Annotated in this window: 14 protein-coding genes; 7 read left to right on the top strand and 7 right to left on the bottom strand. The window is 40.2% G+C overall.

Annotation, left to right across the window (positions count from 1 at the left end):
- Positions 1–51: 51 nt before the first annotated feature.
- Together MTF64_RS05900 and MTF64_RS05905 are read right to left on the bottom strand one after the other, a co-directional pair.
- On the bottom strand, positions 52–1098 hold the full coding sequence (locus tag MTF64_RS05900) for a DUF3080 family protein (RefSeq protein ID WP_248450884.1): 1047 nt from the start codon (positions 1096–1098) through the stop codon (positions 52–54).
- The gene (locus tag MTF64_RS05905) at positions 1091–2440 is read right to left on the bottom strand and encodes an MATE family efflux transporter (protein WP_248450885.1); all 1350 of its coding nucleotides are present in this window, start codon (positions 2438–2440) and stop codon (positions 1091–1093) included. The genes MTF64_RS05900 and MTF64_RS05905 overlap by 8 nt, the downstream gene beginning before the upstream one ends.
- Before the next feature lie 128 nt (positions 2441–2568).
- Here MTF64_RS05905 and MTF64_RS05910 point away from each other — a divergent pair, with 128 nt between their 5' ends.
- Positions 2569–3195 (top strand): riboflavin synthase, encoded by a 627-nt coding sequence (locus MTF64_RS05910; protein WP_024033478.1) that lies wholly within the window; start codon positions 2569–2571, stop codon positions 3193–3195.
- Here MTF64_RS05910 and MTF64_RS05915 read toward each other — a convergent pair.
- Positions 3192–3395, bottom strand: a complete 204-nt coding sequence (locus tag MTF64_RS05915; RefSeq protein ID WP_004586763.1) for a CPXCG motif-containing cysteine-rich protein — start codon at positions 3393–3395, stop codon at positions 3192–3194. The two genes, MTF64_RS05910 and MTF64_RS05915, sit on opposite strands and share 4 nt — an antisense overlap.
- Before the next feature lie 197 nt (positions 3396–3592).
- Positions 3593–4456, bottom strand: coding sequence for a fructosamine kinase family protein (locus MTF64_RS05920; protein ID WP_004586762.1), 864 nt, complete (start codon positions 4454–4456; stop codon positions 3593–3595).
- A gap of 109 nt (positions 4457–4565) precedes the next feature.
- On the opposite strand from MTF64_RS05920, the gene MTF64_RS05925 reads away from it, so the two are divergent.
- Entirely contained in the window at positions 4566–5258 is a 693-nt protein-coding gene (locus MTF64_RS05925) for a DUF445 domain-containing protein (RefSeq protein ID WP_096739530.1), read from the top strand.
- A gap of 48 nt (positions 5259–5306) precedes the next feature.
- Here the strand turns inward: MTF64_RS05925 and MTF64_RS05930 are convergent, their stop codons facing one another.
- Positions 5307–5672, bottom strand: a complete 366-nt coding sequence (locus tag MTF64_RS05930) for a DUF3718 domain-containing protein (RefSeq protein ID WP_054982616.1) — start codon at positions 5670–5672, stop codon at positions 5307–5309.
- A gap of 250 nt (positions 5673–5922) precedes the next feature.
- Between MTF64_RS05930 and MTF64_RS05935 the strand changes: the two genes are divergently transcribed.
- The 3 genes from MTF64_RS05935 to MTF64_RS05945 all read left to right on the top strand — a co-directional run bounded on the left by MTF64_RS05935 (position 5923) and on the right by MTF64_RS05945 (position 9446).
- Entirely contained in the window at positions 5923–6708 is a 786-nt protein-coding gene (locus MTF64_RS05935; RefSeq protein ID WP_248450886.1) for a hypothetical protein, read from the top strand.
- 100 nt (positions 6709–6808) lie between these two features.
- Positions 6809–8191 carry an amidohydrolase gene (locus tag MTF64_RS05940; protein ID WP_248450887.1) on the top strand — a complete coding sequence of 461 codons (1383 nt, stop codon included), beginning with the start codon at positions 6809–6811 and terminating at the stop codon, positions 8189–8191.
- A gap of 10 nt (positions 8192–8201) precedes the next feature.
- On the top strand, positions 8202–9446 hold the full coding sequence (locus MTF64_RS05945; RefSeq protein ID WP_096041612.1) for an amidohydrolase family protein: 1245 nt from the start codon (positions 8202–8204) through the stop codon (positions 9444–9446).
- Between the two features lie 145 nt (positions 9447–9591).
- On the opposite strand, the gene MTF64_RS05950 is transcribed toward MTF64_RS05945, so the two are convergent.
- Positions 9592–11814 carry an NADP-dependent isocitrate dehydrogenase gene (locus MTF64_RS05950; RefSeq protein ID WP_055253781.1) on the bottom strand — a complete coding sequence of 741 codons (2223 nt, stop codon included), beginning with the start codon at positions 11812–11814 and terminating at the stop codon, positions 9592–9594.
- A 449-nt stretch (positions 11815–12263) separates the two neighbouring features.
- Positions 12264–12482 (bottom strand): cold shock domain-containing protein CspD, encoded by a 219-nt coding sequence (gene cspD / locus MTF64_RS05955; protein WP_004586755.1) that lies wholly within the window; start codon positions 12480–12482, stop codon positions 12264–12266.
- 209 nt (positions 12483–12691) lie between these two features.
- Between cspD and clpS the strand changes: the two genes are divergently transcribed.
- Entirely contained in the window at positions 12692–13000 is a 309-nt protein-coding gene (gene clpS, locus MTF64_RS05960; protein WP_004586754.1) for an ATP-dependent Clp protease adapter ClpS, read from the top strand.
- 68 nt (positions 13001–13068) lie between these two features.
- Positions 13069–15330, top strand: coding sequence for an ATP-dependent Clp protease ATP-binding subunit ClpA (clpA, locus tag MTF64_RS05965; RefSeq protein ID WP_004586753.1), 2262 nt, complete (start codon positions 13069–13071; stop codon positions 15328–15330).
- Positions 15331–15372: the final 42 nt, after the last annotated feature.

A 15372-nucleotide genomic window follows, 5' to 3' on the forward strand; every position in this document is an offset into this window, starting at 1 on the left:
TGGTGAATCAAGCAAGTTTGTTGCTTTTACGTTTATTTGCCGTTTTTTTATTCATATTGGGCTGATTTCACACGTTTTATAAAAGTTTTGCCACCAGGTAACGTGTTTTTTGGCTGAGCCTTTAAGCTGGTTTAGTAGATTGTTTTGTGAATCCAGCGCTATTAAAGTATTTATTTGCTTATTTGTTATGGCTTGGTCAAACCTCAGTTGGTTATACAAAGGTAAAAGTGTTTCAAGGTAGCCTGCTAAATTAGCCTGATAAGGCTGTATTTCTTTAAGGAAATACTTTTGAAACACGTTACTGACGATAGTGGCTATTTTTTTATTTTTTCCTGCTGGGCATATTTCATCAATGGATTGCGATTCAATAAATTGCGTGGCTGAATTATTAAACGCTATTTGCAGGCGTGCAGAATAAATGAGTAATTGGTTAAAACGGTACTTATTAAGCTGCTCTAACGCGTTAAAAATGTCTGCGGAGTTAATTTTTAAGTAGTGTTTATTGAGTATGTGTTGTTTTATGAGTGCAAGCTGCTGCATGGCCGCTACCGTGTCGCTAAACCCTGCAGGGGAAGCAGAAAGCTCTGAGCTGCTAGCTTGCCACGTGTTTTTTAGCTCAAATTCGTTATACAACATTAAATTAAAGTAGTGGTTTAGTGTTTGCTCTTTATGTGTTTTTGCTTTTAACAGGGTTTTATAAACTGCTGAGTCGGGCTCAAGCGTGCTTAAGCACTGCTGTGCATTTTGCACAAACTCTATTTGATACTTTAAAACACCGGCATGTCCGGCCGTTTTACCTAGCTGATTGTTGTGCTCACTAATAAGTAAGCTGAGCTTACAATGGCTTAAGCTGGCAAGTTCAATCAAGCTAATGGTGGTGGTGTTTAAAAGCGTATTAGGGGGTAAAAGTGGGCTAATTGCTTCAGGTTTACTTAAACTTGGGGCTTGGGTTTCAAGGGTATTACTTAAGCGTGCTATGTATGTTTGATAAGTGTTACTAGGCGCTTTTGAACACCCAGCAAGCACGGCGCAACACACAGCTAATATATAACTTAACCATGTTTTGCTCGGTATTAATGTTAGTGCTTTTTTATACAAATGGCGCCTGCTTTAATCGCTTATTAACGGTGAACATAAGCCATACAGCAGCAACGGTTAAACCAAAAATAATACCTATCCAAAAACCGTGCGGCCCCATGGCGGGCACAATTAAATCTGTTCTTCCCAGTACGTAGCCTAAAGCAAAACCGATTAACCAGTAAGATATAAACGTTATATACGATATAGGCTGCGTATGTTTTAAACCTCTTAAAATGCCGTTCGCAGCGACTTGGAGTGCATCAGGAATTTGATAAATACATGCCAAAATCATAATTGAGGTCGCTAATGCAATAACGGCTGGGCTGTCGGTGTAAAGTTGGCTTATTAAATCGCGGCCAATAAAGGTTATAAAAGCTAAAAATAACGCAATAGCAATGGCTAATATGTAGCTGGTTGATATAGCAGTTTTTAATTGGCTTAAATGGTTTTGACCAAATAAATTACCAATACGAATACTAATGGCGATAGATAAGCTCAGTGGCATCATAAATAATAACGCGGTCACGCTTCCCGCAATTTGATGACCCGACACAGCAACAGCACCTAAGTGTGCAATAAATAATGGTATACACGCAAATAGCGTAATTTCAAAAAAGGTGGCCAACGAAATAGGTATACCTAATTTTGTAATAACCCCAATGGTTTTAATATTGGGCTTTTCAAAATTTGCCAGCAGGGCTTTTGCATCGATTTTTTTACTAAACTGGCAATACGTTACTTGTGCAACAGCCATTACAGTTAGTACCAATGCCGTAGCAATGCCACAACCAGCGCCGCCGTAGGCTGGTAAGCCAAATAAACCATTTATAAAAATATAGTTAGCCGGAATATTAACGCCAAGGCCCAGTAAACTGATATAAAAAGCGGGTTTTGTCATCCCCATGCCTTCGGTCATATTTCGATAAACGGTAAAAATTAAAAAGCCAAAGGCTCCCCATTTCACAAAATGGATATAGTCGTACGCAAGGCTTGCGATAGCGGGGGTTGTATCGAGTTTTAAAATCACTATATCGGCTAGGTTGGCTATACCAAAACCAATTGCGCTTAAAATAGCGGTTAAATACAGAGCTTGCTGAAAATAGTGGCTAATGCCTTTTTTATCATTAGCGCCCGCAAATTGGGCAATAATACCGGTTAACGCGAGCAAAATAGCTTGCAGTGCCAGTAATAACGGGTTCCATATACCGGTTGCAATCGACAGCGCAGCTAAATCTGTTGGGCTTACTTGGCCTGCCATAATGGTGTCGACCACCGACATTAAAACGAGTGTTACTTGTGCTAAAAATACAGGTACGGCAAGGGTGATTAAACGTTTGGCTTCCCAGCTACTAAAGGTCATAAAAACAGCTATTTGATAAAACAGGGCGCAATTGTAATCGATTGTGTTTCAAATAAAAATCACTGTTGTGAATGATTTTACGAGTTGATACGTTAAACTAGCACTTTGTATTAATTTTAAGTGATTTTATGTTTACAGGAATCGTTCAAACTCAAGCTACTGTTGTATCTACCACGCACACAGAAGGGGTTTTACGTTTAGTTGTATCGGTAGGTGATGAATACGTTAAACATTTAGATTTAGGCGCGAGCATTGCAATTAATGGCTGTTGTTTAACAGTGGTTAAAGTTGAATTAAGTAACCACGATGTAGTGGCGCAAGTACATTTTGATGTAATTGATGAAACACTATTACTAACTAATTTAGGCAAGCTTGCACTAGGTAGTTTAGTTAATTATGAGCGCTCAGTAACCTTTGGTACTGAATTAGGTGGGCATATTGTGTCGGGGCATATTCACTGCACTGCCCAAATCGGGCAAATAGTTAAGCAACAAAATAACTGTAAAATTCAGTTAAGCTTACCTACTAAATGGCAAAAATATGTTTTGTACAAAGGCTTTGTAGCAATAAATGGCGCAAGTTTAACCGTGGGCGAAATTGACGAGCAGGGGTTTTGGTTACACCTGATCCCCGAAACGCTGGCCATTACAAATTTAGGTAACGCTCAAGTGGGTGATGAACTAAATATAGAAGTTGATCAGCAAACTTATACCATTATTAACACGGTAGAAAATTACTTACGCCACCAAGGCTAAAAAATTTGTTCATCGTCGCTGTCTATGTGTAACTCTAATTTTTTATGAGCATGGTCTATGTGCATGTTTAAATGAATAGGGTTACAACAGGCACTGCATTCTTCTACGTAGTCTTGATCCCCCATACTTGCGTCAATGTCTAGGTGTATGTGGTTGCCACAGTGTGGACACGTGATACGTTGTGATAAAAAATCTTTCATAATCACTCCAATAGTACCAAGGTAAGAATTAACTTATTGATACACATTAATTAAGTTGTGCAGTTATACTAGCAACAACTTGATGGCTCAAAACTGAACTAAACAACAAGGTATTGAGCCTAAATAACATCCTTTTTAAATATAGTGCTGAAGCAACGATTATGACAGTTATTTTACGCCTTATGAGGCGTTATTATTTAAAGCGATAGCAGCTCATCAATATGCTGCTTAGCCTGAGTAAGGTAGTGCCCTGCAAATATATTTGCGTGATTTAAAATAGGGTAAAGTTGGTATATAGCTTTGCGCTTTTTATAGTTTTCGCTTAATGGGTATTGCGCGTTATAGGCGTTATAAAAATCATCAGGTAAGGGGGCAAATAGCTCGCTCATTGCAATATCTACCTCGCGGTCTCCGTAATAACATGCGGGGTTAAATAAGGTCGGTACATTTTTAATAAAGCCCATATTTCCTCGCCAAAAGTCGCCATGTACTAAAGAGGGCTCCACAATATGGCTGTGCAATTGCTCTTTTACCAAATTAATTAATAGCTCAGGCTCTACAAGCTGAATGCCTTTTTCGGCTAATAGTTGCAGTTGCCAACCTATGCGCTCTTCTGCGTAAAATAAGTCCCATTTTTTATGCCATTGGTTTGGTTGCACGGTAGTGGCTAGGTAATTATCTACATCAAAGCCAAACATTGCTTGGTCGTGCTTTTGGTGCAGCATAGCCAGTTGTTTACCCATATCATGCCAATGCGTGTGGGGCTGTTTATCAAGTACTAACCATTCAAGTACAATAAACGAAAATTCAATATTAGCACCTGTTACAATACAGTCGGGCACCATAAAAACACTATTTTGGGTGAGCTGCTTAAGTCCTATCGCTTCGCTTTCTAGGCGATCTAGTTCGCTTTTAAGGGCAATTTTAACCAGGTAATTGTGTTTTCCATCGGTGAGTTGATAGAGTTTATCGGTATTTGTACTTTGCAGCTGACGTTTGTAAGTATGTTTAAAGTCATAATGAATGGCTTGGCTAATGTGCTCGTTTACTGTTTTCCACATATCAATTGCTCGCCTTTTAAACAGATACTTAAACTATGGCAAAAAAGTATTAATTTAACAAACTAATCGTTGTAAAATTAACGATATAAAAAATGCTAATGGAGTAACAATGAACAAAAGTTTTATCACCAATTTGCTTGCTGTCTTGTGTGTAGTTATAGGCTACTTTTTTAACCACGCTATTGTGTTATCGGTGGGGTTATTTGCGCTATCTGGCGCTGTCACAAACTTATTGGCTGTTCATATGTTATTTGAAAAAGTGCCTTTGTTATACGGCTCGGGTGTTATTGCTCTAAAATTTGAAAGCTTTAAAGTGGCTATTCGTAATTTAATTTTGACTGAGTTTTTCTCTGAGCAAAAAATTAATAACCTACTTAGCAAAGCACAACCTAATATCGACTTTGAGGGCATTATTACTAAGGTTGATTTAAACCCTGCATTCGACAACCTACTTCAAGTAATAGAGCAATCACAGTTTGGCAGTATGTTAGGTATGTTTGGTGGCACAGCGGCTATAGAGCCAATGCGAGAAAAGTTTATTGAAAAAATGCAGCTATCACTTGCGCAAATTAGCCAAACAGACGATTTTAAAGCGCTAGTAAACGATACGTTATCGCAAGGGAATAGCGCACAAAGCTTACATGCTACGGTACTTAAATTAGTTGATGAGCGTTTAAATGAACTCACCCCAAAAATGGTTAAAGACATTATTCAAACTATGATACGTGAGCATTTAGGTTGGCTAGTAGTATGGGGCGGTGTGTTTGGCGGTTTATTTGGCTTAATTGCGGCCATTATTTAATAACTAAGCCTGCTTACAAAGCAGGCTTAATTTTGTGTTAACGCCATACTATTTTGGCCCTGTGATGATTACTTTTTCTGGGTTGTACGATTTAGCTAAGTCTTTAATTGAAGTGCGAGTACTGGTATCAATATTTAAATAATTTGCGCTTTTATCAAGATTATACAAAGTAACAAAGTCGCCCATTGATAAGTTATTACAGTGCAGCTTTTTGCTCATTACCGCTTTGCTTATATTCAAATCGCGTGACGCTTTACGTACTACGTACGATTTATTAGCTGCAACAGCCATACAAGCCTGTGTACCTGGCGATGAATCGGCCGCGACAAATTGGGTGGCTAATGCTGGTTTTGCAATTAGTAAAGTTGCGCCTAGTACCATTGTTGTGCATAAAGTAGCTTTTAACGTGTTCATAATTAGTCCTCATTGTTTGTGGTTCAGCTTTATTATTGAGCGATTTAAACTAAAAAGCTGTTAACCAAACGCAACAAGGTGTAAGCAGGTATGTTTAAAAATACACACTTAAGCTAGGTGACTGAATTTAAGCCCTAATAAATGTGTTTTTTGACACACTTAGGCAAAATTATTTTATAGCTACTGACATATTCTCTCAGCCTGCTATTATCGCCCCCATTATTTACGCGCTTAATTTTTAGGAGAACCAGTGAGCAAAACGTTAGCCAGCTATTACCAGCAAGCGTATGCCTGCGAACACAAGCATTTTAACCAATGTTTTTATTGTGGATGCGAAGCCACAGAGCGCGATCATTGCCCGCCGTTACATATGCTACAGAGCATTATTGATTTAGGCGAAGAGGCCGACTTTGTCTCTATTGCCGCGTGTTATGAGTGCCATGCCTTATTACATAATGAAAGGCTAATGACGATAGATGAGCGTTTTACAAAACTTAAAAAAAAGCTCTCTAATAAGTACGCTAAGGCGCTGCGTGTTTATAACATGTGGGAAGAAAACGAATTAAGCGAAATGAGTGACGAATTTGCGCACAGCATTCAAGCGGGTATGAAATTAGGTAAAGAGGCATCTGAGCGTTTAGCGTTTACAGGCTTTACATATGCCACCGAAGAAGCCCGCGTGACCGTACGCGAAAAAACCAAAGAGTTTGATGTTGAAGGCACCGTTTTTACCGACTTTAAAGAGGCATTAAATTACTGTATTAACGTACTTAAAGTTCACAAAAGTGACTTTTATAAAATATTGGTAGAGGATTATAACGGCGACTTTAATAGGGCACTTAGCCAGTACCGTCATCGCCATGATAAAGTGACAGCAGCAAGCGATGGCAATACATTAATTAAGGATTTTGCTAAGCAACATAAGCAAAACTCAGACTTTGTAACTCGCACCGTAAAACACTTTATAAACAAAGAGCCATCGCTTACAACCGAAGGCGCACTTGAAAAGCTGTATAACAATTATATAAAAAAATAATTACAGCCGTTTAACTCATTTAATCGCTTTTTTACCTGTTTTTTTAGCTTTATTACGCCGCTTTAGCTAAAGTAGCAAAAAAACAGGAGAACCTAACAACATGCAAAAATTTGCTCCCTCATTGTTAGCAGTTGGTTTAGCTGCTGCCCTTGTTGGCTGCCAAGAAAACGGCCCACAAGATGCAAAAATCACCATTAATAAAAACCCATACCCAAGCACCTACACACCGCTTGCAAGTAAAAGCACATTAATTACCAATGCAACAGTACTAACTGGCACTGGCGAGCGCTTAGATGACGCCGATGTGTTACTTGTTGATGGTAAAGTACAACAAGTAGGTAAAGACTTATCGGCCAATGCAGATGCAACCATTGATGCACAGGGAAAATGGGTTACCCCAGGTATTATTGACGTACATTCTCACTTAGGTGCTTACCCAAGCCCATCGGTTGAGTCTCATCAAGATGGAAACGAAATGACCAGCCCAAATACTGCTGAGGTGTGGGTAGAGCATTCGGTATGGCCTCAAGATCCTGGCTTTAACCGCGCGCGCGAAGGCGGTATTACTTCACTACAAATTTTACCAGGCTCAGCTAACTTATTTGGTGGCCGTGGCGTAACACTTAAAAACATTCCTGCGCATACCATGCAAGCAATGAAATTCCCTGATGCGCCTAATGGCTTAAAAATGGCCTGTGGTGAAAACCCAAAACGCGTATATGGTCGCCAAGGTACTTTGCCTTCAACCCGTATGGGTAACATGGCTGGTTACCGTATGGCATGGGCAGAAGCACAAGAGTACAAACGTGCATGGGATAAGTACGACGCCGATTACGAAGCAGGTTTAAACCCAGAAGCACCAGTTCGCGATATTAAGCACGATACTCTTCGCGCGGTAATTGAAGGTGAAGTGTTAATTCATAACCACTGTTATAAAGCTGAAGAAATGGCGATGATGATCGACCTTTCAAAAGAATTTGGCTATCACGCAGGTACGTTCCATCACGGTGTAGAAGCTTATAAAATTGCAGATTTATTGGCTGAAAATGGCTCGTGTGCTGCACTTTGGCCAGATTGGTGGGGCTTTAAAATGGAAGCCTACGACATGGTTCAAGAAAACGTAGCTATTGTTGATGCGGTAAAAAATTCGTGCGCCATTGTACATTCTGACTCAGATACCACTATTCAGCGCTTAAACCAAGAAGCGGGTAAAGTAATGTACCGTGCAAACGAAAATGGGTTTGATATTTCGGAGCAGCACGCGATTAAGTGGATCACCTCAAACGCGGCTAAATCATTAGGTATTGAAGATAAAACTGGTTCGCTTGAAACAGGTAAGCAAGGCGATGTGGTTATTTGGAACCAAAACCCATTTAGCGTTTACGCAAAAGCTGAACAAGTATTTATTGATGGCGCAAAAGTTTACGATAGAAACGATAGCGCATTTCAAGCACAAAGTGATTTTATGTTAGGTCAACAATAAGGAGCCCAGAATGAAAAATTTATCACGTTCGTTTTCGCTATCTCTGGTTGCTGCCGGACTATTAGCCTCAGGTGCAGCCAATGCACAATCGCTTGCTATTATTAATGCCACGCTGCATACCGCAACCGAGCAAGGTGTTTTAGAAAACGCCAGCATTGTTATGGATAACGGTAAAATTACCGCTATTAATCCACAGCAAGTACAAGCAGATAAAGTTATTGATGCAAATGGGCAAATTGTAACCCCAGGTTTTATTGCTAGCATTAATCAACTTGGCTTAGTAGAAGTAAGTGCAGTTGCAGGCTCACGCGATGCTGGCGAAGAAAAAGCAGGCATTGATTTTGATGTAAGCCTTGCTTATAACGCTCACTCAAGCCTTATCCCGTATGCACGTAAAGGCGGTGTAACCCGCGATGTAATTACCCCGCATGGTGGCGATAGTATTTTTTCGGGCTTAGCAAGTGTGGTTGATTTAAGCGGTGATTTACAAGGCGACATACAAAAACAAGCTGCATTAGTGGTTTATTTAGGTGAGCGCAGTAAGGGCTCGCGCGCATTTACATTGCAAACGCTAATTAATAAGCTTGAAGAGCACCAAACAAAAGCAGCTAAAAAGCCTAAAAAAGACGACGACAGCACCCCAAGTACTGAAGATAAAGTAATGGTTAAAGTACTTAGCGGCGATATGCCACTTGTTGTGGGTGTATCTCGTGCGGCTGATATTATTGAGCTACTTAAAGTTAAAGAGCAATTTGGTATTAATTTAGTGCTCAATGGCGCACAAGATGCCGTTGTTGTTAAAGAGCAGATTGCTAAAGCGCAAGTACCAGTAATTATGAGTGCTATGGATAGCTTACCTTCAAGCTTTGACTCTTTACATGCCAGTTTAGATAACGCAGCCGCGCTTGAAAAAGCTGGGGTAAAAGTTATTTTAACTGTGGGCGGGGATGCCAGCCATAATATTTATCAACTTCGATTTGATGCAGGCAATGCCGTATCATATGGAATGAGCCAACAAGGTGCATTAGAGGCCGTTACATCTAATGTGGCGAGCGTGTTTAATATTAACGCCGGCAGTATTGAAGTTGGTAAAGCCGCTGATGTAGTAATGTGGAGCAACGATCCATTTGAGCTAAGTAGCCATGTAAGTAAAATGATTATTAACGGTGAAGAAGTATCTACGCAGTCGCGCCAAGATAAACTGCGTGAGCGCTATACCACTGAGTCATCTATGCCGCGAGCATATACAAAATAATTAATATAGCTTTAATTATCCAAAATTCAGGTTAATTATTAAAGGCCGCTACTTTAAAGTTAAAGTAGCGGCCTTTTTATATAAAATAAAGACACAAAAAAACCGCTTACTTTAAACGTAAGCGGTTTTTTTATTTAATCTAAAATTATACTAATTTAGATAAAATTTCGTTAAACGTTGCACTTGGGCGCATTGCTTTAAACGCTGCATCATCATTTGGTTGGAAGTAACCACCAATATCCATTGAAGGACCTTGTGCATCGTTAAGCTCGCTTACGATTTGCTCTTTTTGCGTTTCTAAATCGCTCGCAATTTGTGTAAATTGCGCTTTAAGCTCGCTGTCTTCGTCTTGCTTAGCCAGCTCTTGTGCCCAGAATAAAGATAAGAAGAAGTGAGAACCACGGTTATCAATTTCTTTTACTTTACGTGAAGGCGACTTGTTTTCAGCTAAGAACGTACCTGTTGCTTTATCTAGTGTGTCAGCAAGTACTTGTGCTTTTTTGTTGCCTGTATTCACGCTTAGGTGCTCAAGCGAAGCCGCTAGTGCTAAAAACTCGCCTAACGAATCCCAACGTAAGTGGTTTTCTTTTTCGAACTGTTGAACATGCTTAGGTGCTGAACCACCTGCGCCAGTTTCAAATAAGCCACCACCGTTCATTAGTGGCACAATAGAAAGCATTTTAGCACTGGTACCCAGCTCTAAAATTGGGAATAAATCTGTTAGGTAGTCACGTAATACGTTACCCGTTACAGAGATAGTGTCTTTACCTTCTTTAATACGCGCTAATGAGAATAAAGTTGCTTCAAGCGGTGCTAAAATTTGAATGTCTAGGCCATCAGTATCGTGATCTGGTAAGTATTTGTTTACCTTTTTAATAAGCTCTGCATCGTGAGCACGGTTTTCATCTAACCAGAAAATAGCTGGTACGCCCGTCGCACGTGCGCGGTTTACAGCAAGCTTAACCCAATCTTGGATTGGTGCGTCTTTAACCTGACACATTCTCCAAATATCGCCTTGCTCAACAGTGTGCTCAAGTAATGTTGTGCCATTTGCATCAACAACACGAATAGAACCATCCGCTTTTGCTTCAAACGTTTTATCGTGAGAACCGTATTCTTCTGCTTTTTGAGCCATTAGGCCTACGTTTGGTACGCTACCCATAGTGGTAGGATCGAACGCGCCGTTTTCTTTACAAAAATCAATTGTAGCTTGGTAAACGCTTGAGTAGCTACGATCTGGGATCACAAAGCTAGTGTCTTGTAGTTTACCGTCGTTGTTCCACATTTGACCGCTTGAACGAATAGCAGCAGGCATAGACGCATCAATGATCACATCGCTTGGAACGTGTAAGTTAGTAATGCCACGGTCAGAATCAACCATTGCAATAGCAGGACGCTCAGCGTAAACCGCTTGAATGTCTGCTTCAATTTCTTCGCGCTTAGCATCATCTAATGTTTGAATTTTAGAATAAACGTCGCCTAAACCGTTATTTACATCAACACCTAGCTCTTCAAAAAGCTCGCCGTGTTTAGCAAATACGTCTTTGTAGAAAACTTTTACCGCATGACCAAAAATAATAGGGTCAGATACTTTCATCATTGTCGCTTTCATGTGAAGCGAAAATAATACGCCTTTTTCTTTAGCTGCATCAATTTCTGCTGCTAAAAACGCTTGTAGTTTAGCTGCGCTAATGCGCGATGCATCAATTACTTCGCCAGCAATTAGCGGCGTGCTTTGTTTAAGTACAGTCACATCGCCATTAGTCGCTACGTGCTCAATACGTACATCAGTTGCTGCATCAACAGTTACAGATTGCTCAGAACCAAAGAAGTCACCTTCGCTCATGCTTGCAACGTATGATTGTGAGTCTTTGCTCCACGCACCCATTGAATGAGGGTTATTGCGTGCATACTCTTTAACAGAACCTGGTGCACGACGATCTGAATTACCTTCACGCAATACTGGGTTTACAGCACTGCCTTTAATTTTGTCGTAAGTTGCTTTAATTTTAGCTTCTTCATCATTTTTAGGCTCAGCCGGGTACTCTGGTAGTGCGTAGCCTTTTTCTTGAAGCTCTTTAATGACAGCGCGTAATTGCGGTACAGACGCACTGATGTTTGGTAATTTGATGATGTTTGCTTCTGGTGTTTTTGCAAGTTCGCCAAGCTCTGCAAGCGCATCGCCAATGCGTTGCTCTTCAGTAAGGTAATCAGCGAAGTTTGCAATTACACGACCTGCTAATGAGATATCGCGAGTTTCAACTTCAACACCTGCCGCATTTGTATAGGCTTGGATAATTGGTAGCAACGAGTAGGTTGCTAGCGCCGGAGCTTCGTCCGTTTTAGTGTAGATAATTTTTGATGTCATCATCATTCCTAGATAGTAGGCCGCAGTGGCCGTATTCAACAATGCAAAGAAACTCATTAGCGCATGGTTGCGTTAACAAGCAGTTTGTTAGGTGTCGGTACTCTTAATATGCCAAAAGGCAGAATAGTCACACCTGACTAACTGATTTTTATAGGTTGCAAAGTACACGTATTTTAGCCGCGTAAAAGCATAAGCTAAAATGTAACCGCGTAATTTAGCAACAAGAGTGTAACAAGCTTGTTTAAAAAGGGCTAGCGCTTGCGCTTTTGAACAGCCTTAATTAGCAGGTAACAGTTAGAACATTGGGGTATATAAAATAAAATCAAGGAAAAGGGTTGAATTTAGCATGTACAGGAGCAATTTAGTAATAAGAAGAGAGTTGAATGGTAAGTGGGGAATTAAGCGAGGATCTAAATTAGGTCGCTCGCTTTAGTCGAACAAATTTTTGATCACTCTAAAATGTCGCCGTTAGGCGCAATGTTTTTAGCGTGTAAGCCCTTAGGGCCTTGTTCTAGCTCGAATGTTACATCCTGACCAGCTTTAAGTGTCTTATAACCGTCCATTACAATCGTTGAGTAATGAGCGAAAATATCATTCTCGCAGCCGTCTTCTACGATGAAACCAAAACCTTTGGCGTTGTTGAACCATTTGACTTTACCACAAGCCATACTTCTACATCCTTCTATAAGTTGACTAATTTAGTTATTCTAAACCGTATAATTTGCTAGACTGACTAAGGATTAATCAATCTACTTCTGACTGTAGTTTATTTGGCCAGTCAGTCAAGTGTTTTGTGGTATTTTTTTAACATTTAATTTATTTTTTATTCAAGTTTGCTTGAGTTCTAAAGACAAGACTATATTTAATTATGAGTGGTATGAAAGATTCAGGTGTCATCGACACAGTTCGCGATAGTGAAAAGCAAAAGCTGCAGCCACCGCGAAAATACAAAGTTGTTTTAAATAACGACGACTACACGCCAATGGACTTTGTAATAGAAGTTTTAATGACGTTTTTCAATATGGATAGCGATAGAGCAACTGATGTGATGCTACAAGTTCACGAAAAAGGTAAAGGGATATGCGGTGTATTTAGCGCCGATGTAGCCCATACCAAAGCGGAACAAGTTAACCGTTATGCACGGGATAACGAGCATCCACTGCTTTGTAGTTGTGAGCAGGAATAAATACCAATTAGGTGATCAATCATCTCATTGTTGTGGTATAAAATAATTATCTCAGTAAGGGGTTGCCAATGCTAAACAAAGACTTAGAACTAACGTTAAATGCCGCGTTTCGTGAAGCGCGTACACGCCGCCATGAGTTTATGACGGTAGAACACCTTTTACTTGCGCTTTTAGATAACCCTTCAGCAGGCGAAGCGCTAAACGCCTGCGGTGTTGATATTTCTGGTTTAAAAACCGAACTATTAGAATTCATAGACGAAACCACACCGGTTATTCCCGATTTAGAAGAAGAACGCGAAACCCAACCAACACTGGGCTTTCAACGCGTGCTTCAACGTGCGGTTTTTCATGTTCAATCATCTGGTAAAAACGAAGTTACAGGCGTTAACGTGCTCGTTGCTATTTTTTCTGAACAAGAAAGCCAAGCGGTTTATTTACTCAAGAAAAGCGATATTTCTCGCTTAGATATAGTGAATTTTATTTCTCATGGTATTTCTAAAACGGATGATGAGTTAGGAGATGACACTGACGATATTCATGAAGAAGTACAAGAGGTTCAAAACGAAGAGGCAAGTAAGTTAGATAGCTTTACCACTAATTTAAATGCCCAAGCCAAAGACGGTAACATTGACCCATTAGTAGGGCGCGACAGCGAAGTAGAGCGCACCGTGCAAGTTTTATGTCGCCGTAAAAAGAATAACCCACTACTTGTTGGTGAAGCAGGGGTAGGTAAAACAGCCATTGCAGAGGGTCTTGCGTACCGCATTGTTAATGAACAAGTGCCTGAAGTAATTGCCGATGCTGTTGTTTACTCGCTTGATATGGGCGCATTGCTTGCCGGTACTAAGTACCGCGGCGACTTTGAAAAACGCTTTAAGAGCTTATTAAAAGAGTTACAAGCAAAACCTAACTCAATTTTATTTATTGATGAAATACACACTATTATTGGTGCAGGCGCTGCATCGGGTGGTGTTATGGATGCCTCTAACTTACTTAAACCGCTGCTTTCAAGCGGGCAGTTACGTTGTATGGGCTCAACCACTTACAATGAGTATAAAAATATTTTTGAAAAAGACCGTGCGTTAGTACGCCGATTCCAAAAAATTGATGTACTTGAACCAAGTGTGGCCGATACCACTAAAATTTTAAATGGTTTAAAAGAGCGTTACGAAGAACACCATGGTATTCGTTACACGCAAAAAGCATTAAAAGCAGCTGCTGAGCTAAGTGCTAAATACATTAATGAGCGTCATTTACCTGATAAAGCCATTGATGTAATAGATGAAGCCGGTGCCAACCAGCGATTGCAGCCAAGCTCTAAACGCAAAAAAACCATTGGTGTATCAGATATTGAATCAATTATTGCTAAAATGGCGCGTATCCCAGCTCAAAGTGTGTCATCGACCGATAAAGAAACGCTTAAAAATCTTGATCGTAATCTTAAAATGTTAGTGTTTGGGCAAGATCAGTCTATCGACGCGCTAACATCTGCGATTCGTTTATCTCGCTCTGGGCTTGCAAACGAAGATAAGCCAGTGGGCTCGTTCTTATTTGCGGGGCCAACGGGTGTAGGTAAAACCGAGGTTACTAAACAGCTCGCTAAATGTATGGGTGTTGAGTTTATCCGCTTTGATATGTCAGAGTACGTTGAGCGCCATGCAGTAAGCCGTTTAATTGGTGCGCCTCCTGGGTATGTCGGTTTTGAACAAGGTGGTTTACTTACCGAAGCCGTTATTAAAAACCCGCATGCAGTTGTATTATTAGATGAAATTGAAAAAGCCCATCCAGATATTTACAACATACTACTGCAAGTAATGGATCACGGTACGTTAACCGATAACAATGGTCGTAAAGCTGACTTTAGAAACGTGGTGGTGGTTATGACAACCAATGCCGGCGTGCAAGAAACCACACGTAAATCGATTGGCTTTACCGAGCAAGATCATACGCACGATGCAATGAGTGAAATTAACAAGGTATTTTCACCTGAGTTTAGAAACCGCTTAGATAATATTATTTGGTTTAACCACCTTGAAAAAGACGTTATCTTGCAAGTGGTCGATAAATTTGTAGTTGAGCTGCAAGCACAATTAGATAAGAAGTCAGTTAACCTTGAGCTGACCTCTAAGGCCCGAGAGTGGTTAGCAGATAAAGGCTACGATAAAGCAATGGGTGCACGTCCAATGGCACGTGTTATTCAAGATGAGCTTAAAAAGCCATTGGCTAACGAAATACTCTTTGGTGAACTGGTTGATGGCGGTACTGTTAAAGTATCAGTTAAAGATAAGAAAATTAACTTTGACTATGAAAGTAATTTAACACCCGCTTAAACAAGTGTATTCACTTATCATACCAATGCGCAAATTATGCGA

It is taken from the genome of Pseudoalteromonas sp. 2CM41L (genome assembly GCF_023161905.1).
Lineage (GTDB): Bacteria > Pseudomonadota > Gammaproteobacteria > Enterobacterales > Alteromonadaceae > Pseudoalteromonas > Pseudoalteromonas atlantica.